14 protein-coding genes and 1 pseudogene are annotated in these 21,277 nt (G+C 65.4%); 13 read left to right on the plus strand and 2 right to left on the minus strand.

Translation table 11 applies throughout. The annotated features are described in order from the left end of the window. Positions 1-43 precede the first annotated feature (43 nt). Genes IIB36_10225 through IIB36_10250 form a run of 6 tightly spaced genes read left to right on the plus strand, consistent with a single transcriptional unit; the run spans position 44 to position 4,256 of the window. Positions 44-304, plus strand: a complete 261-nt coding sequence (locus tag IIB36_10225) for a hypothetical protein (GenBank protein ID MCH7532115.1) — start codon at positions 44-46, stop codon at positions 302-304. Continuing rightward, the gene (locus tag IIB36_10230; protein ID MCH7532116.1) at positions 294-2,048 is read left to right on the plus strand and encodes a Na(+)/H(+) antiporter subunit D; all 1,755 of its coding nucleotides are present in this window, start codon (positions 294-296) and stop codon (positions 2,046-2,048) included. Before IIB36_10225 ends, IIB36_10230 begins: the two co-directional genes overlap by 11 nt. Positions 2,049-2,050: 2 nt before the next feature. Further along, positions 2,051-2,557, plus strand: coding sequence for an adenylyltransferase/cytidyltransferase family protein (locus IIB36_10235; protein ID MCH7532117.1), 507 nt, complete (start codon positions 2,051-2,053; stop codon positions 2,555-2,557). Next, entirely contained in the window at positions 2,554-3,273 is a 720-nt protein-coding gene (gene rph, locus IIB36_10240; GenBank protein ID MCH7532118.1) for a ribonuclease PH, read from the plus strand. Before IIB36_10235 ends, rph begins: the two co-directional genes overlap by 4 nt. A 36-nt stretch (positions 3,274-3,309) precedes the next feature. Continuing rightward, entirely contained in the window at positions 3,310-3,900 is a 591-nt protein-coding gene (locus IIB36_10245; protein MCH7532119.1) for a non-canonical purine NTP pyrophosphatase, read from the plus strand. After that, positions 3,897-4,256, plus strand: coding sequence for a DUF971 domain-containing protein (locus IIB36_10250; protein MCH7532120.1), 360 nt, complete (start codon positions 3,897-3,899; stop codon positions 4,254-4,256). The genes IIB36_10245 and IIB36_10250 overlap by 4 nt, the downstream gene beginning before the upstream one ends. Positions 4,257-4,581: 325 nt before the next feature. Here the strand turns inward: IIB36_10250 and IIB36_10255 are convergent. Beyond that, a pseudogene (locus IIB36_10255) lies at positions 4,582-4,695 on the minus strand (prepilin-type N-terminal cleavage/methylation domain-containing protein). A 530-nt stretch (positions 4,696-5,225) separates the two neighbouring features. On the opposite strand from IIB36_10255, the gene IIB36_10260 reads away from it, so the two are divergent. From IIB36_10260 to IIB36_10275, 4 genes are all read left to right on the plus strand, one after another. Further along, positions 5,226-7,403 carry a PQQ-binding-like beta-propeller repeat protein gene (locus IIB36_10260; GenBank protein MCH7532121.1) on the plus strand — a complete coding sequence of 726 codons (2,178 nt, stop codon included), beginning with the start codon at positions 5,226-5,228 and terminating at the stop codon, positions 7,401-7,403. Positions 7,404-7,593: 190 nt separating this feature from the next. Further along, entirely contained in the window at positions 7,594-8,091 is a 498-nt protein-coding gene (locus tag IIB36_10265) for a (2Fe-2S)-binding protein (GenBank protein MCH7532122.1), read from the plus strand. Beyond that, positions 8,088-10,487, plus strand: coding sequence for a xanthine dehydrogenase family protein molybdopterin-binding subunit (locus IIB36_10270; protein ID MCH7532123.1), 2,400 nt, complete (start codon positions 8,088-8,090; stop codon positions 10,485-10,487). Before IIB36_10265 ends, IIB36_10270 begins: the two co-directional genes overlap by 4 nt. A gap of 687 nt (positions 10,488-11,174) precedes the next feature. Further along, the gene (locus IIB36_10275; protein ID MCH7532124.1) at positions 11,175-13,130 is read left to right on the plus strand and encodes an amidase; all 1,956 of its coding nucleotides are present in this window, start codon (positions 11,175-11,177) and stop codon (positions 13,128-13,130) included. Positions 13,131-13,183: 53 nt separating this feature from the next. Here IIB36_10275 and IIB36_10280 read toward each other — a convergent pair whose 3' ends face one another. Next, positions 13,184-15,745 carry a CehA/McbA family metallohydrolase gene (locus tag IIB36_10280; protein ID MCH7532125.1) on the minus strand — a complete coding sequence of 854 codons (2,562 nt, stop codon included), beginning with the start codon at positions 15,743-15,745 and terminating at the stop codon, positions 13,184-13,186. Positions 15,746-15,889: 144 nt separating this feature from the next. Here IIB36_10280 and IIB36_10285 point away from each other — a divergent pair, with 144 nt between their 5' ends. From IIB36_10285 to IIB36_10295, 3 genes are all read left to right on the plus strand, one after another. After that, complete coding sequence (locus IIB36_10285; GenBank protein ID MCH7532126.1) at positions 15,890-16,063, plus strand: hypothetical protein; 174 nt, start codon at positions 15,890-15,892, stop codon at positions 16,061-16,063. Positions 16,064-16,508: 445 nt separating this feature from the next. Next, positions 16,509-18,092 carry a glutamyl-tRNA amidotransferase gene (locus IIB36_10290; protein ID MCH7532127.1) on the plus strand — a complete coding sequence of 528 codons (1,584 nt, stop codon included), beginning with the start codon at positions 16,509-16,511 and terminating at the stop codon, positions 18,090-18,092. A 156-nt stretch (positions 18,093-18,248) separates the two neighbouring features. Then, on the plus strand, positions 18,249-21,191 hold the full coding sequence (locus IIB36_10295) for a hypothetical protein (GenBank protein ID MCH7532128.1): 2,943 nt from the start codon (positions 18,249-18,251) through the stop codon (positions 21,189-21,191). Positions 21,192-21,277 lie beyond the last annotated feature (86 nt).

Genomic DNA, 21,277 nt, shown 5'->3' on the forward strand with positions numbered 1-21,277 from the left:
CCACGAGCGCCCCGACCAGGGGCCCAAGCAGCCGATCGGCTGGATGGATAAGCCGGATGTCGTGAAGCGGCTCTTCGGAGCGTTCTACGTGATCTGCGGCGTGCTCATCGTCGCGGAAATCGTATTCGGAAAGGCCACCGAGCACCCACACCCGTACGAAGGTCCGTTCGGCTTCTACGCCGTCTACGGCTTCATATCGTTCTGGTTCCTGGTGCTGCTCGCCAAGCAGATGCGGAAGCTGCTGATCCGCTCCGAGGACTACTACGCCGGGGACCAGCACAAGGGGGGCGACGATGCTGAGTAGCCTCCCACCATTCGTACCGTTCTTTGTCGGCGCGGTGGCCATCGGCTTCACGAAAGGACTGCCCCGCAAGGTCCTCCTGCTCGCGATCCCGCTCCTTGGCGGGTTGAACCTCTGGTTCGGCGTCGAGCCGGGTGTGCACCTGCAGTTCCAGTTCCTGGGCGAGTACACGCTGACGCCCTTCCGGGCGGACAAGCTGAGCCTGCTCTTCGGATACCTCTTCCACCTCGCCGCCTTCCTCGGATTCCTGTACGCGCTGCACCTGGGCGACGGCGACGTCGAGGGCGCCGTCGCCGAGGAGGATCAGACCGGTGGAGACAGGGCCGGCCTGCAGCACGTTTCCGCGATGCTGTACGCGGGCAGCGCGCTCGGCGCGGTCTTCGCCGGTGACTTCATCACGCTGTTCGTCTTTTGGGAGCTGCTTGCGCTGACGTCGGTTTTCCTCATCTGGGCGCGGGACTCCGAGCGATCGTACGCGACCGGGTTCCGGTATCTGATCATCCACGTAGTCTCCGGCGTGCTTTTGCTCTCGGGAGCGCTCATGCTCGCGCAGCGCACCGGCTCGATCGAGTTCGGGCACGTCGGGCTCGCGGATTCTGGACTGGCCGGGTGGGTCCTGCTGATCGCGTTCGGCATCAAGGCAGGCTTCCCGCTGGCGCACAACTGGATTACCGAGTCGTACCCCGAGAGCACGCCGACCGGCGCGGTCTTCCTGAGCGCGTTCACCACGAAGGTCGCGGTCTACGCCCTCGCGCGGAGCTTCGTGGGCGAGGACGTGCTGATCTACATCGGCACCGCGATGACGTTCTTCCCGATCTTCTATGCGGTGCTCGAGAACGACCTGCGCCGTGTGCTCGGTTACTCGATGATCAACCAGATCGGCTTCATGGTCGCGGGCATCGGCATCGGGACGGCGCTGGCGGTGAATGGTGCGGTCGCGCACGCGTTCGCGGACGTGATCTTCAAGGGTCTGCTCTTCATGTCGATCGGCGCCGTCATGACGATGACCGGGCGGACGAAGGGCACCGATCTGGGCGGGCTCTACAAGACGATGCCGTTCACGGCGACGCTGTGCATCGTGGGCGCTATGGCGATCTCCGCGTTCCCGCTCTTCAGCGCCTTCGTGACGAAGTCGATGATCATGGTTGCCGCGATCGAGGAGCATCACTACATCGTGTGGCTTTTCATGCTCTTCGCTTCGGCGGGCGTGCTCGAGCACGCGGGCATCAAGATTCCGTTCTTCTCGTTCTTCGCGCACGACTCTGGTATCCGTGCCAAGGAGCCGCCGAAGAACATGCTGGTCGCGATGTCGATCGGGGCCGTGCTGTGCGTGCTGATCGGCATGTTCCCGAGCCAGCTCTACGCGCTGCTCCCCATGGAGATGGAGTACCACCCGTACGACACGACGCATGTCCTGGTCCAGCTCCAGCTTCTGTGCTTCGGTGCCCTCGGCTTCATCACGCTGATGAAGACCCGCGTTTATCCCGACGAGAAGCGCGCGGTACACATCGACGCCGAGATCCTGTACCGGAAGCTGGGCCCCTGGCTGGTCCGCACGGTGGGAGGCGTCGTCGCGCGCATCGACGCGTACGTGCGAGCGTCGGTGCTCGAGCTCGTTACGTCCGTCCTGCACGTGGCAGCTAAAGCTCACGGTCCCGTCGGACCGCTCGCGCGTAGCTGGCCGACTGGCAGCATGGTGCTGTGGGTGGCCATACTGCTCGTCGCGTACCTGCTCTTCTACCTCTGACCATGCCTCCGAGCTGGGTAAACGTGCTCTCACGTGCGGAGTTGATCGCCCGCTACGGGCGACCCCGCGACAAGCCACTCGTGTTCACGAACGGGTGCTTCGAGCTGTTGCATCCGGGTCACGTGACCTATCTGGCCGCTGCGCGGGCGTTGGGGGGGCAACTCGTTGTCGCGGTGAATACCGACGACTCGGCGCGCCGACTAGGCAAGTCGGAGCGCCGCTTGGCCAAGAGTGACGACCGGCCGTTCGTAGGCGAGCGAGATCGCGCCGTCGTGGTCGCCGCGCTCGACTCGGTCGACGCCGTGTGCCTGTTCGACGAGGACACACCCCGCGAGCTCATCGCCGAGCTGCTCCCCGATGTGCTCGTGAAGGGCGGTGACTACGCGCTCGCAGCGGTGGTCGGTCGCGACGAGGTGGAAGCTGCGGGGGGGCGGGTGGAGCTCATCCCGTTGGTGGAAGGGTATTCGACCACCGCATTGCTCGACCGAATCCGAGGAGGCTCGTCGTGAGCAAGAGGAGCGGTGGTCGGCGGCCGGACCAGAACCGCCCGATCACCATCGAGACCGGTGTCTCACCGTATGCGGAGGGATCGTGCATCATCGCTACTGGCGCCACGCGCGTCCTCTGTACAGCCTCCGTCGTCGAGGGCGTGCCCCGGTGGCGCGAGGGCAGCGGTGCCGGATGGGTGACCGCCGAGTACGCGATGTTGCCCCGCGCAACGCACACTCGGACTCGTCGTGAGCGGAGCGGCCCGAAGGGTCGCACACAGGAGATCCAGCGCCTGATCGGGCGCTCGTTGCGATCCGTGACGGACATGAAGGCGATCGGGCACCATACCGTCACCATCGACTGCGACGTGTTGCAGGCGGACGGCGGCACGCGAACCGCCTCGATCACCGGCGCCTGCGTTGCGCTCTCGTTGGCTGGGGATTGGATGTTGAGCGAAGGGCTCGTCGACCGGAACCCGCTCAGGGAGCGCGTGGCAGCGGTGAGCGTCGGCATCGTCGGCGGAGAAGTGTATCTCGACCTCGACTATCCGGAGGACTCGGGCGCGCAGGTCGACATGAACGTGGTGGGCACCGAGAGCGGAGGACTGGTGGAGGTCCAGGGTACCGCCGAGGGCGACCCCTTCCTGCGCAGTGACCTCGACGCGCTGATGGACATCGCGCTGTCGGGCCTCGAGACGCTCTTCGCTGCCCAGGCCCGGGCGCTGCAAGGCGGCTGAGTGGACCTTCTCATCGCGACACGAAGCGTCGACAAGATGATAGAGATCCGGCGCATCCTGGGGGCTGTCCCCGGACTGCGCCTGATCGATCTGGACAGCGCGGGCATCACCAAGGATCCAGCCGAAGAGGAGCTCGAACCGTACGAGACCTTCGAAGAAAACGCTCGCTCCAAGGCGGAGTACTTCCACGCCAAGTCGGGCATCCCGACGGTCGCGGACGACTCGGGTATCGCCGTCGACGCGTTGGGCGGTGCGCCGGGCGTGCGTTCCAAGCGCTTTGCGCCCGACCGCGGTCTGGACGGCCGGGAGCTCGACCAGGCCAACAACGACCATCTCATGGCGCAGCTAGGCGATCTCGATCTCGCCGCCCGAACGGGCCGGTACGTCTGTGCGGCGGTGCTCGTCGGGGCCGCCGAGGTTCCCGTCGTCGTACGCGGTGAGGCCGAAGGCCTCATTTTGGGCGAGCCGCGCGGGCGCGGAGGGTTCGGCTATGACCCCTACTTCTTCGATCCCAAGATCGGAAAGACGTTCGCAGAGCTCGATGTCGTGCAGAAGAATGAGCGTAGTCATCGCGGGAGAGCCTTCCGGGCGTTGGCTGACGAGTTGATCGCGAGAGGGATCCGGTGAGCCCGGCGGACGAGATCGTACCGCTCGAGATCGGCCCGACCGAAGACGAAGCTCGACTGCGTATCGTCTGGAAGGACGGAGTGGCCTCGGAGTACGTGCCTCGGCAGCTACGGTTGCTCTGCCCGTGCGCCGGCTGCGTCGACGAGATGACCGGGCTGCGGACGCTGTCGGCCGAGCAGGTGGACGACTCCGTGTACCCGACGGCGATCCACTACGTAGGACAGTACGCGTTGCAGTTCATGTGGAGCGATGGGCACTCGGCCGGGATCTATACGTTCGAGTACCTGCGCGAGATGTCGGAAGGGGAAGGGGAGGGAGCGGGAGAGGGAGAGGGAGAGGAAGAGGGAGAGGGTTGAGAGCAGGCCTTGTGTGACGAGCTACCTGGCCTGCGTACGCGAATTACCGCGTGCAGGCTACCGCACCCGCACTGGTCGAGGTGGTCGAGCCAACGGTCGGGGTGCTCGCATTACCGTAGAAGACGACGCAACCTTCGCCGGTACCCATCCCGGCATGGCTGACGCTCGCCGACCAGCCGGAACTCGTGGCGGCCGAGCCCATGGTGATGCCAACGGAAAGGCTGTAGCCGAGGTCCGCAGTGACGGTTGTGTACGAGTACGTATCCTGCCAGTAGAGCTCCTGCTGGCCAGCCAGATTCTTGAGATCGGCCTTCATCGTGGCGTAGTATGCCTTCTCCCGAACGGAGGAGAACTTCGGAATGGCGATGGACGCCAGGATTCCGATGATCACGACCACGATCAGGAGCTCAATGAGGGTAAAGCCGTTGTTTTGCCGCATAGTGCCAGAGTGGGAGGGTGAGACCGGCTTCATCTAGGCCCCTATAAATGCAATAGGTGACACGCATTTGTCAATGCAACGATCCGATTCTTGCGCGCCCGCGTGTCATGCCGCTCACAGCGGCACCTCCTATCAATATGCTACTCGACGCAACGAACACACGACGCTGGCCATGGGGGTCTAAACCGACCCGCCACGGGATCGTAGCGAACACGTGGTCGGAGTTCGAGGAAGGTGAGTGGCGATCGGTCTACTCGATGGAGGACCTGAATCGATCGAACCTGGACCGTCGAGGTCTTCCAGATTGGATCATGGACGCTGATCCGGATTCGAGGGTGGTGTCGATCTCCAGGAAGGATCGGGCCGCGATTGGGCTCGCCGCGAAGGCTGCTGGGGATGTGTATTGGCTGGTCGACGGCGGGGGTGGCTGGCCTGCTCGCGGTTCGGTGATCCGCGCTGCATCTTGGGCGCATGAGTACCCGAAGCCATCACCCGCCTGAACGCAACCCTAGAGGGGGGAATGAGGAATAATGAAGACCATGATAGCTGAGCCTCGATCCCTCCCAACGCTGACTCTCGCGCACTGTTTCGGCGTCGCCTTCGCAGTCCTGATGGCGACGGCAGCGTCCACTTTCGCTCAGGGCCTGCCAGGGACCGAGAACGGCGAGTGGCGCTATCTGGGCGGCGACGCAGGGCACACGCGCTCCTCGCCGCTGGACCAAATCAACGCCGGCAACTTCGCGGACCTCCAGCAGGCGTGGATATGGAGGGGCGACAACTTCGGTCCGAACGTCGACTACTTCTCCCGGTCCACGCCGATCTACGTCGACGGAATGCTCTACACGGTGGCCACTCCGCGCCGGCAGGTGGTGGCGATCGACCCGGCCACGGGCGAGACGCTTTGGACCTTCCGCGAGCCCGAGACCGTCAGGCATTTGCGCTCGCCTAGACAAGCGTACGGGAAAGGCGTCGCTTACGGCGAGGTGAACGGTCGCGGAGTGATCTACGTCACAACCCCTGCGTTCTTCCTCTGGGCGCTCGACGCCAAGACTGGCCGGCCTCTGGAGAGCTGGGGCGCGCCGGTGCCGCTGGAAGGCTTCTCCCGAACGGGCGTCGTCGATCTGATTCCGGACCTCGTGGGGGACTGGGGGCGGTGGCAGGACCACCTGACCGAGGGCGGGACCTACGATCCCGACTTCGGGATCCCGAGGGAGCTCGGTATGGTCACCAGCTCGGCACCGCCGATCGTGGTGAACGGGGTGGTCGTGGTGCTCGTGGGCCACCAGCCCAGCTACGGCCAGACCCGGATCGAGAACGTTCCGGGCGACATCATGGGGTTCGACGCGGAAACCGGAGAGTTCCTCTGGAAGTTCCACGTGATCCCCCGACCTGGAGAGTTCGGCCACGAGACGTGGCAGAACGACGCCTGGCAGTGGTCGGGGGACATGTCGTCGTGGGCCCCCGCGTCCGCCGACCCGGCGCTGGGGCTCGTGTACATCGTGACGAACGCCTCGACGGTCCAGTCGTACACGGGCCATCGGCCGGGCGACAACCTCTTCGGCGGCAGCGTTCTCGCGCTGGACGTCCGGACGGGCGAGCGGAGGTGGCACTTCCAGATCCACCGGAGCGACCAGTGGAACTACGACCTTCCGACCCCGCCGATGCTGATGGATCTGACGGTGGATGGGGAGCGAATCCCCGCGCTGATCCAGAACACGAAGCAAGGCCTCATTTTCGCGTTCAACCGAGAGACCGGCGAGCCGATCTGGCCCATCGAGGATCGGCCTGTCATCCAGACGGAGGTCCCCGGCAACTACACGTCGCCCACGCAGCCCTACCCGACCTGGCCGGAGCCTGTGGACCCCATCGTGTTGAACGGGCTGACGGAGGAGTTCGTCATCGATTACACGCCGGAACTGAAGCGGCAGGCCCTCGACATCCTCAGCCGCTTCCGGATCGGGGGCCTCTACGTGCCGCCGCTTCCCTTCGACCACATGAACGACGTCTTCAACAATGTCGGCTGCCAAGGAGGGGGGAACGTCATCCCGCATCCGCCGGTCGCTGATCCCAGCACGGGGATGATGTATGCGTCGCACAGACGGACGTGCAGCGCTCCCGGGTTCATGCGGCCCACGGACGGCGTGGACGTGGATGAGCCGGAGTATGCCGTGCCAGGCGCTGACGGTGCTACGCCCAACAGCACGCCTACCACGGGCACCACTGTGTCAGAGTGGCTGCCCGGCGGCGGTGCCCCGGGCCTGCCGACGATCGATGGCTTGCGACTTTGGAAGCCCATGAACAACCAGCTCTCCGCCTTCCAGATGAACACCGGCGAGCGGATCTGGTCGACGCCGGTCGGCGAGACTCCCGAGCGGATCAGGAACCACCCGCTCCTGGCGGGAGTGGACGTTCCCAATGCGGGCGGCGCCGGCTTTGGGTCGGTCCAGATGGTCACGGGCAGCCTGCTGGTTCAGACCCGGTCGCTCAGTGAGGGCATGGTACAGGTTCGCCCTGACGCCCCCTTGCAGCTCCACGCGCGTGACAAGATGACGGGCGAGATCCTCGCGAGCGTCGAGCTTCCGGCCCCCGGCCAGTACGGGATGATGACCTACATGCACCAAGGCAAGCAGTACATCGTGGTGCAGATCGGTAGTATCCGAACGGGCTTTCCGGGCTCGCTGGTGGCGTTCGCGCTGCCGCTGCCGTGATAGAGGGCCGCTACGCGATCGAGCACGAGCGTAAGCTCGCGCTTTAGATCCGAGTGGCGCGGAGGTTGGTCCCTACTGGGGGCTGCCGCAGCATACGGTACCGGGAGAGACTGCAAGGGGGGGCGCTCGCGGTTTGCTCATCTGCGCCGCATCTTGAGCGCATCGAAATCTCGGCTGAGGAGCATGGACGATGAGCACTGTCACACTGCACGTGAACGGCGAGGCACACACTGTGGACGTCGACCCGTCGACTCGGCTGCTCTATGTCCTGCGAAATGATCTCGGCTTGCGAGGCCCGCGGTTCGGGTGCGGGCTGGGCCAGTGCGGAGCTTGCACGGTGATCATCGACGGGGTGGCGACCCGGTCGTGCGTCACGGTGACGTCCCGGGTCAGGGGCGAGATAACGACGCTCGAGGGACTCGCCAGGGACGGGACGCTAGATCCGGTGCAACAGGCCTGGATCGACGAGCAGGTTCCGCAGTGCGGTTTCTGCCAGAACGGGCAGATCATGACCGCCAAGGCCCTGCTGGACCGGAATCCGAATCCGACGGATGCCGAGATTCGCGAGGGGATGGCCCGAGCCCTGTGCCGGTGCATGACGTACTACCGGGTCCAGGCAGCGATCAAGCGTGTCGTGCAGGGGGCGAGGGATGGCGGAGGCGCCGCCGCCGAGGAGGTGGTCGGATGACAACGTTCACGAAGGTTCCCAAAGCGATCGAAGACATATTGGCGAACCGGAACCCTACGACCTCCCGAAGGGCCTTCCTCAAGACCTCGGGCGCTCTCGTCGTGAGCTTCAGCGCGGCAGCTGTCCCGGGCGCAGACTCACTTGCGGCAGCCGCCGGCGGCGACGAAGTAGCCGCGGCTCGGGCGGCAGGCCCGTATCCCGACCCCGACTTCAGACAGCTCGATTCCTGGGTCGTGATTCATGGCGACAACACGGCCACCTTCTACGTCGGTAAAACGGACTGCGGTCAAGGCACGGGAACGGCATTTCGGCAGATGATGTGTGACGAGTTGGATATAGCATACGACAGCACCAGCCTCGTCATGGGCAGCACCGACATCACCCCCGACCAGGGCGGGTCGGGCGGATCGGATGCGATACAGAGAGATGGCTGGCCGATGCGGCGCGTGGCCGCCGAGGCCCGGCGGATCCTACTGGAAATGGCCTCCGAGCGGTTCGCCGTGCCGATCGAGCAGCTCGACGTCAGCGACGCGGTGATCGCCCTGAAATCAGACCCCTCCAGGACGGTCACCTACGCGGAGTTGATCGGCGACCGGCGGTTCAACGTCACGCTGACTGGAGGCAACGTCAACGCGGTCTCAGGGGTGGCTGACGTCAAGCCGGTTCAGGATCTCCGCATCGTCGGCCAGTCGCCACAGCGCTACGACATTCCCCCGAAGGTGGACGGGTCGTTGACATGGGCGGTGGATGTCAGGCTTCCCGGGATGGTCCATGCACGCAACGTCAAGCCGCCGGTTGCGGGCGCCACACTCCGCGGCTTCGACGAGTCGTCCGTCCGGGACCTGCCGGGATTCATCCGAGTGGTCAGCAAGGGCAACTATTTGGCAGTGATTTGCGAGCGGGAAGAGCAGGCGATCGACGCCGCCAGGCGACTCCAGGTGGATTGGGCCGCACCGGCGGCCGCACCGTTTCCGGCGTCCGATGAGTTGTACACCTACATGCGCAGCGCGACGCCCACCTCGAGTGCCGATCCGCGCGTGGTGGGAAGTCCCGAGGCGGCGCTGGCGAGCGCGGCCCAGGTGATCGAGGCCGAATACGACTTCCCCTTCCAGGGACACACGGCCTTCGGACCGGCGCATGCCTTGGCCGACCCCTCCGACGGTCAGATGACGATCTACTCCAACGACATGAAGTCCTACGGCATGCGGAACGGGATCGCCGAGTTCCTCGGGATGCCCAGGGACCAGGTGCGCGTCGTCTGGATGGAAGGCCCCCAGGCGTTCGGCCGCACGGCCGCGGACGATGCGGGATTCGAGGCCGCATTCCTGGCGAAAGAGATCGGGCTGCCTGTTCGCATGCAGTGGATGAGGGACGAAGAAACGGCCTGGGACACGAAGGGGCCGGCGTTCACGTTCAGGTTGCGTGGAGGACTGAACGCCCAGGGCGAGCTGGTAGTGCTCGAGTACGACGCGCAGAGTGCCGACTACAACCATGTCGGGTACAACGAGGTCGAGACGGTCCTGATTTCACAGCTCATGGGCACGCGGCTCGCTACGCCGAACAGGGGCCGCGCCTCGACGCCGTCTGAGATGTATGCCGTTCCCAACCGGCGCACGACGACCCAGGTTGTCCGGCTTCCCTCGATTTGGGAAACGCCGCTTCGGACCGGCAACCTCCGGGATCCCAACGGACCGCAAGTGACGTTCGCCTCCGAATCGTTCATCGACGAGCTGGCGGCAGCAGCCAACGCCGACCCGGTGGAGTTCCGGCTGAATCTGCTCAACGGCAGAACCAACGATGACAGCGGGTTCAAACGAGCCCGCTCCATCGCCGTCATCCGCGCGGCTGCGGATACTTATGGCTGGGATACGCGGCCGTCGCCGAAACCGCGGGGCGCTGGAAGAATTCTGACGGGGCGCGGGATCGCGTACTCCTTCCGCAGCGAGACGGTCGTCGCGGAGATCGCCGAGGTCGAGGTCAATCGTGAGACGGGTCACGTCTGGGTGAAGCGACTCGTCTGCGCGCACGACTGTGGGTTGGTCATCAACCCCGAGGGGCTGCGCCGCACGATCGAGTGTGGAATGTTGCACTCGCTGAGCCGTGCGCTCCACGAGGAGGTGCAGTTCGACACGGAAAAAGTCACCAGTGTCGACTGGGTGTCTCATCCCAGCCTCAAGCACACCGACACGCCGGAAAAGATCGATGTGGTGATGGTCAACGGCGACCCCGATCCGGACCGGCCCGATCTGCCTCACTACGGAGCCGGCGAAGCGGTCTGCAAACCGCTGGTCGCGGCGGTCGCCAACGCCATCTTTGACGCGACCGGCGTTCGTCTTCGCCGAGTGCCCTTCCGAGACGAGCGTGTGCTCGCGGCTCTCCAGGCCGCAGGCGTGTAGGGCGAGTCGGTCAGGTCCGGGTCGAGGCCGTTAGGATGCAGTAGGTGGCGACCTCGTCAGAAGTCGAGAGGCTCTCTACCGGAGTATTCCGTTCCCGGCAGTGCCTGCCGGAAAGCCTGGTTCCAGCAACTTTAAGGTACACGGGTGGGCAATTGGCTCGCGGGATCCCCTGGCTTCGCCTCTTCGTGGAAGCCGTGGTGTAGCACAAGCGGTGGTGGTCGAATGGAGAGCGCTCTCGCAGGGCCTAGCGGTGAAGCAGTTTTTCGCACAGTCTTGAAAGTCTGAGACTACGGAGTGTTTATGTAAGCTGTTGTAGTACATCGACTTACGTGGCGTGGCGCAGTCCGGTCCCGCACCTGCTTTGGGAGCGACTTTCTGGCGTCGGTGGGCGTCGGTGGGCGTCGGTGGGCGTCGGTGAGCGTCGGAAACGCTGGGTTCTTACGTCAGTTGCGTCGGCCAGCGTCGGTGGGCGTCGACGCAGTTTTTGGCACAGTTTGAGATTGCTCGCCGTTTCGTGACTTGAACCGCATGTTGCGCGCATGTCTGCCAACCCCATTATCCGCCTAAATGCAGCCCTCCAAAGCCGCTCCCGCATCGAGCGAGAACTCGTTGAGGGCGGGATGGCGACGGTCTAGTGAATCTGACCCAGCTCGTTTCCCGCCACATCCCCAAGGAGCTTGTCGTCCCATGAGACTCCATTCGGTCACCCTCGCGTTTGCTGTGAGCCTCCTGCTGATCGCCTGCGGTCCGGCACAGGAGCAGACCGCTCAATTCCAGATCGAGGAAACCACGATCGCCGAGATCCAGGCAGCCATCCTGAGGGGTGAGCTCACCTCGACGCAGGTCGTCGAGCTCTACCTGGCTCGCATCAAGGCCTACAACGGAACGTGCGTCGACCAGCCCGAGGGGATTCTCGGGGCGATCACCACCATCCCGCGTGCGGGCAAGGTCAACGCGCTGATCACCTTGAATCTGCGACCAGCCGAGCGCCTCTCCCGAGGGTTCGACGAGCGCAAGGCGCGCAGCATGACGGATGCCGCGGATGACGATGTTGCGATGCCCGACGCGTTGGAGGTGGCGGCTCAGCAGGACGCCTACCTCGCCTCGACCGGCAGTCTCATCGGACCCCTGCACGGCGTGGTGATGGCGATCAAGGACCAGTTCGACACGTTCGACATGCGCACCACTTCCGGGGCCGATGCCTTCTATGCGAACGATCGACCTCCTCGGGATGCCGTGTTCGTGCAACGGCTCCGGGACGCCGGTGCGATCATCCTCGCGAAGGCGAACATGGGAGAATACGCCGCGGGAGGCGTCACGGGAGTCAGGAGCTCGTTCGGTGGGACGAACTGCAACGCCTATGACACCGAGCGCGATCCTGGAGCATCGAGTGGAGGCTCCGGCAACTCAGTTTCCGCCAACCTGGTCACGTGCGCCATAGGTGAGGAGACGGGCACCTCGGTGCGCGAGCCGGCCAAGAACAATGGTGTGGTCGGGCTCGCGCCGACGCGGGAGCTGGTCAGCGCCGACGGGATGATGCAGAGGGGCATCACGACCAGGGTCGGACCCATTTGCCGCACCGTGGAGGACGTGGCGCGAGTGCTGGACGCATACGCCGGCTTCGACCCCAGGGACGAGCTGACTGCCTTCAGCGTGGGCCGGCGGCCTTCACAGCCTTACCAGAGCTTCGCGCACGAGGAGCGACTCGACGGCGTGCGGATCGGGGTGGTACGAGAGTATATGGACCGGGACCTCTTCACGATCGCCGACGCGGAGACGATCGACATTGTCGAGCGCGCCATCGAAGATCTGCGCGCCCTGGGAGCGACGGTGATCGACCCGGGCCCGCAGGGTGCCCTGTTTCAGGACGCCGTCGACAAGTACAGCCCGGTGTGGCGGAACGAGCTCTTCATCCGCCAGTTCTCAGAGCAGTTTGCCGAAGGGTCAGATCACCTGCCTCTCCTGGTGGACATGTTCTTCGATCCGTCGCTCGTACCGCACGATTCGGTAGGGCGGCCGAGCATACGAAATCTGGGCCGGGGCCGTGGCGGTGCCGGAGGGACCCGGTACAACATGAACGTCTATCTTAGGGAACGGGGCGACGCGAACATCCGGAGTCTCACGGACCTGATCGAAAAGGCGAACTTCTGGGACGATCCCATAATCCGGAATCGGAAGGAGGGCCTTCAGAACGCTGACACGGCCAAGACGTTGGCTACTGCCCGCGCTCTACAGGATCGGTTCACGGTGCAGACCGTCGTCCTGCAGGTGTTCGCGGAGCTGGATCTCGACGCTGTGATCTATCCGACTGGCAACGTTCCCCCCGCAATCCTTACCAATCCCCAGGAGCCGAACAAGAACAACCGGCCGTCGGGGGTCTGGACCTACATCAACAGCCGCGGCTTCCCCGCGATCACGGTCCCGGCCGGGTTCACCACCCAAATCTACGACCGGGTGCGTGACTCCACCGCTACTGACAGCACTCGCCTGGTGGGGCCGGTGCGGGCACGGCTTCCCGTCGGGATCGACTTCCTCGCGCGACCCTTCGGCGAGCCGACGCTCTTCCGGATCGCTTCGGCCTACGAGGCGGGGACGAATCACCGCATCCCCCCATCCGACTTCGGGCCTCCTCCGGGGCGGTAGCGAAACGTGGCACGGCGACGGTCTACAGGGGCGGGGCTTCACGTTACTCCCGCCTATCGACCTCCCCCGGCCTGATCCTGGTAGAGCCGGAGCGCTTCCTCGAACGTGGCGAGGACTTCGTCCCTGTGGGCCGGGTCGTCCCAGCGATCCATCCTCCGGAGATCGCTCAGCGTCTCCTCGATCCAGACCACGAAGAACGCCGCGTCCTCGCTCGAGCGGATCGGCTCGCCGTCGGCGATCACGAACACCGGGTTCGTGTGCGCGAACAGGTAGCTGTCCATGGCGCCGTGCTGCGGCGGGCCGAGCGTGCGCGCTGCGATCCACACGCTGCCGTCGATCGGGACCTCGACGTCCACGTCGAACGACTTGCCGTCTCCGGTGGCTTCGAACGTGTGCGTGATCTCCCCGTTCTGGACGATCTCGAGCGTGTGCATCTCGAACAGTGACCGGGCCGTGACGGCGACGGAGACCGTCTCGCCTCCCGAGACCGTCAGCTCTTCGCCCATCCCCCGCCCCTCGACGTCGAGGGTGAGAATCGGTCCGCTGGTCACGAACGCCCGCCCGGCCGCCATCGCGTCGGCCCACTCGTCGTAGTCGAGCGTCTCGCTGCCGGTGTAGACGTACGAGCGCGTCGTCCCGACCGCCGGGTGCCTCCAGATGTCGGTCATGGCATCGGTGCCTGCCGTAGCCGGGATCCTCGAGCCGGTGTTGAGGAGCCGGTACCAGATCTCGGCGGTCCCGAGCTCGTCGCTCCAGATGCACGCGACGTCGATGAAGTCCGCCAGACCGAGGACAGCGTCGACGGGCAGCTCGCGTGCTCCGCTCGGTCGTGCGGGGTCGGGCGCGCGGTGGCTCAGCCCGAACGGGTGGACGTAGCCACCGATCCCGCCCTGCTCGTGCACGTGCTCGAGCACCGCCGCGTTCGTCGGGTACAGCTCGCGGTACGCCGTCCCTTCGTAGCCGATGTAGAATGGCGTCACCAGCGAGACGAGGTTCAGCAGCGCCATGTGCGCGAAGAAGTTTGGCCGGTACTCCTCGTTGTAGTAGACGATCGTCCGCTCGTCTCCGTAGGGGTGCGGGTGGCCGAGGAAGTGCTCGAGATCCTCGACCCGGCTGTTGGCCCAGTAGTTCGCGATCATCCCGTTGGCGACGTTGAGGTCTTCGGCCAGGGCCTTGTTCCGGAGATCGAGCGGCGTGATGCGCTCGTGACCCCCGTAGTTGGGGTGGATGTGGTTGTCGCCGGAGTACCAGCCGTTCGCGGCCATGTCGATCCAGCGATCGAGCTGGACCTCGACCGTCGTCCACTCGCCGGCCCGCACGTCGACCGTCCGCGTCTCGGGCTCGTACTCGAATCCGCGCCACACTTCGAGCTCGGCGTCGCCCACGGGGAGCGTGACCGCGAAGCTGCCGTCGGTGTGGAAGTAGTAGTCGTCACCGGCCGAGCTCAGGACGCGCGGGAAGCTCCCGCGCGGGAAGTAGCTGCGCCCGTCGGCGGCGCTGAGGTAGATGCGCGACGGAAGCAGACGCCCGTCCGCGGCGCTGACCCGAACCCGCACCTGCCCCACCGGCTCGGACCATGCGTACTCCTCGATCCGAATGCGGCGGGGCACGCCGCCGCCGCGCCCCACGGTGTACAGCTCGAAGCCCATCCCCTGGTCGGTGGTTCGCTCCTCTTCGGGTCGTCCACCGTTTCGGGAGTACACGAGCCGCTCGCCGTCCGGGGACCAGGCGGGGAAGTACTCGTCGGTCGGCGTATGCGTGAGCCGGACCTGCTGGATGCCGGGGCTGGAGCGGTCCTGCGCCGCCCGCGCCCGAGCGGTCGGGACCTGATAGATATCGTTGCTGCCCGAAGCGTCGGTGATGTAGGCGACCGATCCTCCGTGGGGAGCGACGACCGGCGAGGCCTGATAGTTGGTCTCGATCCGGATCAGAAGGCTCACCTCTCCCGTGGCCGCGCTCCAGCGCCACAGGGACCCGGATCCCAGGGCCGCCTCGCCGCGCTTGGAGACGAAGACGATGTCGCCCGTGTCGCCAATCCAGTCGCCCACCATGTCCTGTGCGCGGGGGTCGGCGATCACCGCCTCCGTGGATCCGCGCCCGAGGTCGTACGCCCACAGGTCGAAGGTGCCGTCGCGACCGGTCGTGAACAGGATACGCGCCCCATCCGGCGAGAACCGCGGCCTGAGGTCGAGGTGCGGATTCTCCGTCAGACGGCGCTCGACACCGCTCTCTAGATCGAGGAGGTAGATGTCGAAGTTCAGGTCCACGTCGGCGGCGAATGCGATCGATCGACCGTCGGGCGACCAGCTCGGCTGCGAGTGGTACCCCGGCCCGGAGGTCAGCTGGCGCGCCACGCCCCCTTCGACGGGCACCAGCCAGATGCGGCCCTGGTAGGCGAACGCGATCGACGCGCCGTCGGGCGACCAGGCCGGATACGTGGGCGAGGCCGTCACGGGCGGGGGAAAGTAGGCCTCCATGTACATTTTCCCCGCCCCGCCCCCGCTGCTCATCGAGGGATATCCTCCGGGAAACGAGCTCGGATACTCGCGCTGCTGCGCCGACGCGGGCGCCGCGACGAGGACGAAGCTCACGAGGAGCGGGGCCATCGCTTTCATGCTCAACCTCCGAGCGGTTAGGCGAAGGGAAGCCAATAGTGTGCCGACGCCTCCGGTTGCCGCCAGAGGGGGTGGCGGCGATCGGCGACCGGTGCGACCTCACGTCCGGCTTGCCTGAGCAACCGGTGGACGCATCTTCGGCGCATGCCGCACGCTGACGCCGTCCCCCGCCGGAACGCGGCGCTCGAGGGCCGCTACCGTGTCGAGCGCGAGTTCGGCGAGGGCGGCATGGCGACGGTCTACCTCGCCGCCGACCTGAAGCACGAGGGGAAGGTCGCGCTGAAGGTGCTGAAGCGTGACTCTGGGGACTACGCCTGATCGGAGGGCGCGGGGGACGACTTCGCAGTCCCGCTTTTCTTCCCGCTGTTCAGGTACGGCAGAGTCCGGCATCGCGTCACGGCAAGTGCGGCGGATCGTGTAGCCCAGTAAGGGTTTAGACGGTTCAACGCCGTGATTCGGCCCGTTCGTTCATCGAATGGGGTTCAGGGGGTCGCCGTTCGAATCCGGCCGTCCCGACTGTGAGGAAATGGGTGCTCTACTGTCCCGACCCCTCGATTCTCACCGGAAGCCGCCGGCCGGCGATGAGCACTTCTTCAGGCCGTTCGTCATAGCTTTCCAGCTCGATCCAGCCCTCGGGGTCCCGCTTTTTGGTGTCGGCTCGGGGCCCAGCCTGCCATCTTTGGCCCGCGTCAGTCGACTCGGCCCGTTTCAGTCGGAGGTCTCGATGAAGATGGTATTCAGTGTGTCTCAGATCGGTGGCAAGATGTGCCGCAATGCGGTCGGCGTCCTGGCACTTCTGACCATTGGGAGCCTTTCCGCCGCGGCGTCCGCACAGACGCTCACGCTCTCGTCAGCCACGATCGAGGATCTCAACGCTGCGTTCGATGCCGGAACACTCACGTCCGAGCGGCTCGTCGAGCTCTACCTCGCCCGCATCGAGGCGTACAACCAACAAGGGCCTGCGCTCAACGCGATCCTCTGGCTGAACGACGCGGCGCTCGCAACGGCTCGGGCGCTCGATGCTGAGCGCACGGCGAGTGGTCCGCGCTCGCCGCTGCACGGCATTCCCGTCGTGCTCAAGGACAACATCGACACGTTCGACATGCCGACGACGGCGGGCTCATTGCTCCTGGTGGGCTCCATCCCTCCGGACGACGCGTTCATCGTGAAGAAGCTGCGCGACGCAGGAGCGATCATCTTGGCCAAGGTCAACATGAGCGAGTTTGCTTCGGGTGTGACGATGAGCTCGGTGGGCGGCTTCATCCGCAACCCCCACGATCCCGCACGCTCGCCAGCCGGCTCGTCCGGCGGGACCGGCGCGGGTATCGCCGCGGCGTTCGCGCAGCTCGGCGTCGGCACCGACACGGGCGGCTCCGTGCGTGGGCCGACCACCGCCAACGGGATCGCGGGGCTCAAGCCCACACACGGCTTGTTAAGCCGTGACGGCATCGTCCCCTTGGCGCTGTCCTTCGACATGGCCGGCCCGATGGCGCGTCACGTCTACGACGTCGCCGTGATGCTCGGCGCGATGACCGGCGTCGATCCGGCCGACGCCGCGACGCTCAAGAGCGAGGGACGTTTCGAGACCGACTACACGCAGTTCCTGGATGAGGGCGCGCTGCGCGGCGCACGGATCGGGATCGGCCGCGACTTCCTCGGCTCGGACGCCGAGGTCGACTGGATCATCGAAGCATCCTTGCAGACCATGCGGGACGCCGGGGCCACTGTCGTCGATGTTCGCTTCCCGCAGTGGCTACTCGACGTGAAGGGCGACTGGTACACGACGATCCGCTGGCGCGAGTTCCGCGCACAGATTCCCGAGTACCTCGCTACCATAGGCCCGGAGTACCCCAAGACGCTCGCCGAGATGGTCGAACGCTCGCTCGAGATCACATCGACCACCCCAGACGGCGGAACCCCCAACCCGACGCGGTGGTCGCTCCTCATGCAGGAGGAGCGAAGCGGAACCCTCGACGACCACGAGTATGTCGCGATGCGGGACCACGGCATGCCGATGGTGCGGAGCATCGTCGAAGGTCTCATGGATGCCCACGACCTCGACGCGATCGTCTATCCGACGTCACCCACCCGGCCGTCACTGGTGGATGGTGGTGGCAGGGGTGGGGGCTCATCGGCGACCAACATCGCCAACCTCACGGGCTTCCCTGACCTGATCGTCCCGGCTGGCTTCACGAGCAACCGACTTCCGGTGGGGATCTCGTTCCTGGGGCGTCCCTTTAGCGAGCCCCGCCTGTTCGGGCTCGGCTACGCCTTCGAGGTGGCCACCAAAGTCCGCCGGGACCCGGTGGCCACTCCGCCACTGCGTGGGGAGGAGATCCGAAGGTAGAGGCGTACCCGAGTCCCGCTTGCCGGGATCACGAGCCACCCTCACAATGCTCTGCTGCGACGCGCTCTGATCCCCGTCGCCACCGGCCACGGCAACCGACCATCCTTTTGGAGTGGGCATATGTACAAGAGAGTTTCTGCGACCTTCGCGGCACTGATGCTTCTGTGCGCGCCAGCATCCGCGTTCGCGCAACGCGCGCCGATGATGAGCCAGGTCAGTCCCTCCTTCTTCGAGGGGATGCAATATCGTCAGGTGGGTCCGCTCCAGGGTGGACGTGTGACCACGGTAACGGGCGTACCCTCCCAGCCTCGGACCTTCTATATGGGCGTCGCTTCGGGTGGTCTGTGGCGGACCACCGACGGGGGTGAGAGCTGGGAGCCGATCACCGACGGGCAGGTGCCGGTGGGATCGAGCGGCTCGATCGCTGTCGCCGACTCCGACCCCGACGTCATCTACTACGGCACGGGCTCGGATGGCGTGCGCAGCAACGTCTCCACGGGACGTGGCGTGTACAAGTCGACGGACGGCGGCGAAACGTGGTCGTTCGCCGGTCTCTACGGAGTGGGGCAGATCGGCGCCGTGAGGATCCACCCCACCGATCCCAACACGGTCTGGGTCGCCGCGAACGGTGACATCTTCAAGCCCACTCCCGAACGCGGGATCTACAAGACGACCGACGGAGGCCAGACATGGCGCAACACGCTCTTCGTGTCGGACAGCACGGGTGCGATGGACGTGGAGATCCAGCCCGGCAATCCGGACGTGGTCTACGCCTGGATGAACCGCATCGAGCGTAAGCCGTGGACGATCATCAGCGGCTCACGTGAAGGTGGCTTTTACAAGAGCACCGATGGCGGCGAGAGCTTCGAGCACATCATGAACGGCCTGCCCAGCGAGTTGATCGGCAAGGCGAACATGGGCGTGACCGCGGCGAATCCCGATCGCATCTATGCGCTCGTCGAGGCCAAGCCCGGGGGAGGGTTGTATCGCTCCGACGACGCCGGTCAGAGTTGGATGATGGTGAATGACGACGGCGCCATGATCCAGCGGCCCTTCTACTACACGACGCTCGGCACCGACCCCACGGACGCCGACGTCGTCTATACCGGCGCGGAGCGTTTTTGGAAGTCGACGGACGGCGGCCGGTCGATGACCAGGATGTCGACGCCGCACGGCGACAACCATGACATCTGGGTCAGCCCGAACGACGGGAACACGATGATCCAGGCGAACGATGGCGGCGCCAACGTTTCGTACGACGGCGGCCAGACCTGGTCCACGCAGGACAACCAGCCGACCTCGGAGATCTACGGAATCCACACCGACGACCGGTTTCCGTATCGGCTCTATGCGGCGCAGCAGGACGACGGCACGCACATCATCTCGAGCGTCGCGGGCGGGGGAGAGCGGAACGTCGATTGGTGGTCCGGCCCCGGATGTGAGACCGGGCCGGTCGTGCCGCATCCGACGTACCCCAACGTCGTCTATGGATCCTGCAAGGGCCAGTTCTTCGTCCAGGACCGGGAAACGGGCCAGACTAAGCCGTATTGGGTGGGCGCACAGTCGCTCTACGGCAACGCGGGCCGTGACCTGATCCTGCGCTTCCAGCGCGTGTCTCCGATGGAGCTTTCTCCGCACGATCCCAGCGTCATCTACTACGGCTCGCAGCACCTCCATCGCTCGCGCGACATGGGCGTCACATGGGAGACGATGTCCCCGGATCTGACCGCCTTCCCCCCGCATGGTCAGGGTGCCAGTGGCGAGCCGATCACGCGGGACGTCACGGGTGAGGAGTTCTACAGCACGCTCTACGCCATCGAAGAGTCGCCCCATCAGGCGGGCGTCATCTGGACCGGCGCCAACGATGGTCCGTTCCACATCACCCGGGACGACGGGGAGACGTGGACGGACATCACGCCGCCCGACCTTCCCGAGGGTGGCCGCGTGGCATGGATCGACGCTTCGCCGCACCGGCCGGGCTCAGCGTACTATGCGGTCTATCGGTACCTGCTCGGCGACTACGCACCCTACATCTACCGGACCGACGACTACGGTCAGAGTTGGACGCTCCTAACGACCGGTGACAACGGCATACCTGCGGACTGGCCGACGAGAGTCGTGCGTGAAGATCCGGACCGCGAGGGGCTGCTCTACGCGGGCACGGAGTTCGGCCTCTTCATCTCGTTCGACAACGGAGGCAACTGGCAGTCGTTCCAACTGAACATGGCCAACGTGCCGATCAACGACATCCAGGTGAAGAACAAGGATCTGTTGATCGCGACTCAGGGCCGTGCGATATGGATTCTCGACAATGTCTCGGCACTGCATCAGATCACGCCGGAGACGAGGCTCGCCGAAGTGCATCTGTTCGCGCCGAGGGACGGATATCGTACTACGACGGCGGCTCAGCTGCTCGGCCCCAACATCGACTACTATCTGCCCACACCGAATTCGGGCACGGTGACGCTCGACATCCTCAACGAGGCCGGGAGCGTAGTGAACTCGTACAGCAGTGCGCGGCCCGCGAGGGGTGGAGGGAGCGATGGCCGTGGTGGTGGCGGCTTCGGCCGACGAGGTGGAGACGCGCCGCCACCGTCCGTTACGACCAACGCCGGATTCAACCGCGTCGTGTGGAACGTGAGGGACGCGGAAGGGCTGCCAGTACCACCGGGACAGTATCAGGCTCGACTTGATGTGGGCGGTGAGTCTCAGACCCAGCGGTTCAACGTCCTCATCGATCCGCGCGTCGAAGCGGGCGGTGTGACGGTCGCCGACCTCCGTGAGCAGTACGAGCACAACACGAAGATGAACGCGATGGTGGCCGAGGTGGACGCGCTGATCGAGCGGGTCCAAGCGGCGCAGGAGAGCGACGACGCCGGTTTGCAGCGTCGCATCGCACCGATTGCGGAGAAGCTCATCACCGCGCCGATCCGCTACAGCAGTCCGGGGCTGCGCGATCACATTACCTACCTCCGCGGGATGACCGCCCGAGTCGACATGAAGATAGGCCGTGACGCGATCGCTCGGCACGAGGTGCTTCGTAGTGAGCTGGATGAAGTCACTCGCCAGGCTGATGCGATTCTCGGGACCGGCAACTGAGGAGGCGATCCCTCGCGCGCAACCACGGGCTCAGCGAGCGAACCCTTGGAACGGCGTTGGCCTTCGTCGAGGAACCGGAAGATGAA

The organism is Gemmatimonadota bacterium (assembly GCA_022560615.1).
Taxonomy (GTDB): Bacteria; Gemmatimonadota; Gemmatimonadetes; order Longimicrobiales; family Gaopeijiaceae; genus UBA1138.

Coding starts and splice junctions, on each gene's coding strand:
- IIB36_10225 (MCH7532115.1), top strand. CDS start 44: ATGGATAAGCCGGATGTCGTGAAGCGGCTCTTCGGAGCGTTCTACGTG.
- IIB36_10230 (MCH7532116.1), top strand. CDS start 294: ATGCTGAGTAGCCTCCCACCATTCGTACCGTTCTTTGTCGGCGCGGTG.
- IIB36_10235 (MCH7532117.1), top strand. CDS start 2,051: ATGCCTCCGAGCTGGGTAAACGTGCTCTCACGTGCGGAGTTGATCGCC.
- IIB36_10245 (MCH7532119.1), top strand. CDS start 3,310: ATGATAGAGATCCGGCGCATCCTGGGGGCTGTCCCCGGACTGCGCCTG.
- IIB36_10260 (MCH7532121.1), top strand. CDS start 5,226: ATGAAGACCATGATAGCTGAGCCTCGATCCCTCCCAACGCTGACTCTC.
- IIB36_10265 (MCH7532122.1), top strand. CDS start 7,594: ATGAGCACTGTCACACTGCACGTGAACGGCGAGGCACACACTGTGGAC.
- IIB36_10270 (MCH7532123.1), top strand. CDS start 8,088: ATGACAACGTTCACGAAGGTTCCCAAAGCGATCGAAGACATATTGGCG.
- IIB36_10275 (MCH7532124.1), top strand. CDS start 11,175: ATGAGACTCCATTCGGTCACCCTCGCGTTTGCTGTGAGCCTCCTGCTG.
- IIB36_10280 (MCH7532125.1), bottom strand. CDS start 15,745: ATGAAAGCGATGGCCCCGCTCCTCGTGAGCTTCGTCCTCGTCGCGGCG.
- IIB36_10285 (MCH7532126.1), top strand. CDS start 15,890: ATGCCGCACGCTGACGCCGTCCCCCGCCGGAACGCGGCGCTCGAGGGC.
- IIB36_10290 (MCH7532127.1), top strand. CDS start 16,509: ATGTGCCGCAATGCGGTCGGCGTCCTGGCACTTCTGACCATTGGGAGC.
- IIB36_10295 (MCH7532128.1), top strand. CDS start 18,249: ATGCTTCTGTGCGCGCCAGCATCCGCGTTCGCGCAACGCGCGCCGATG.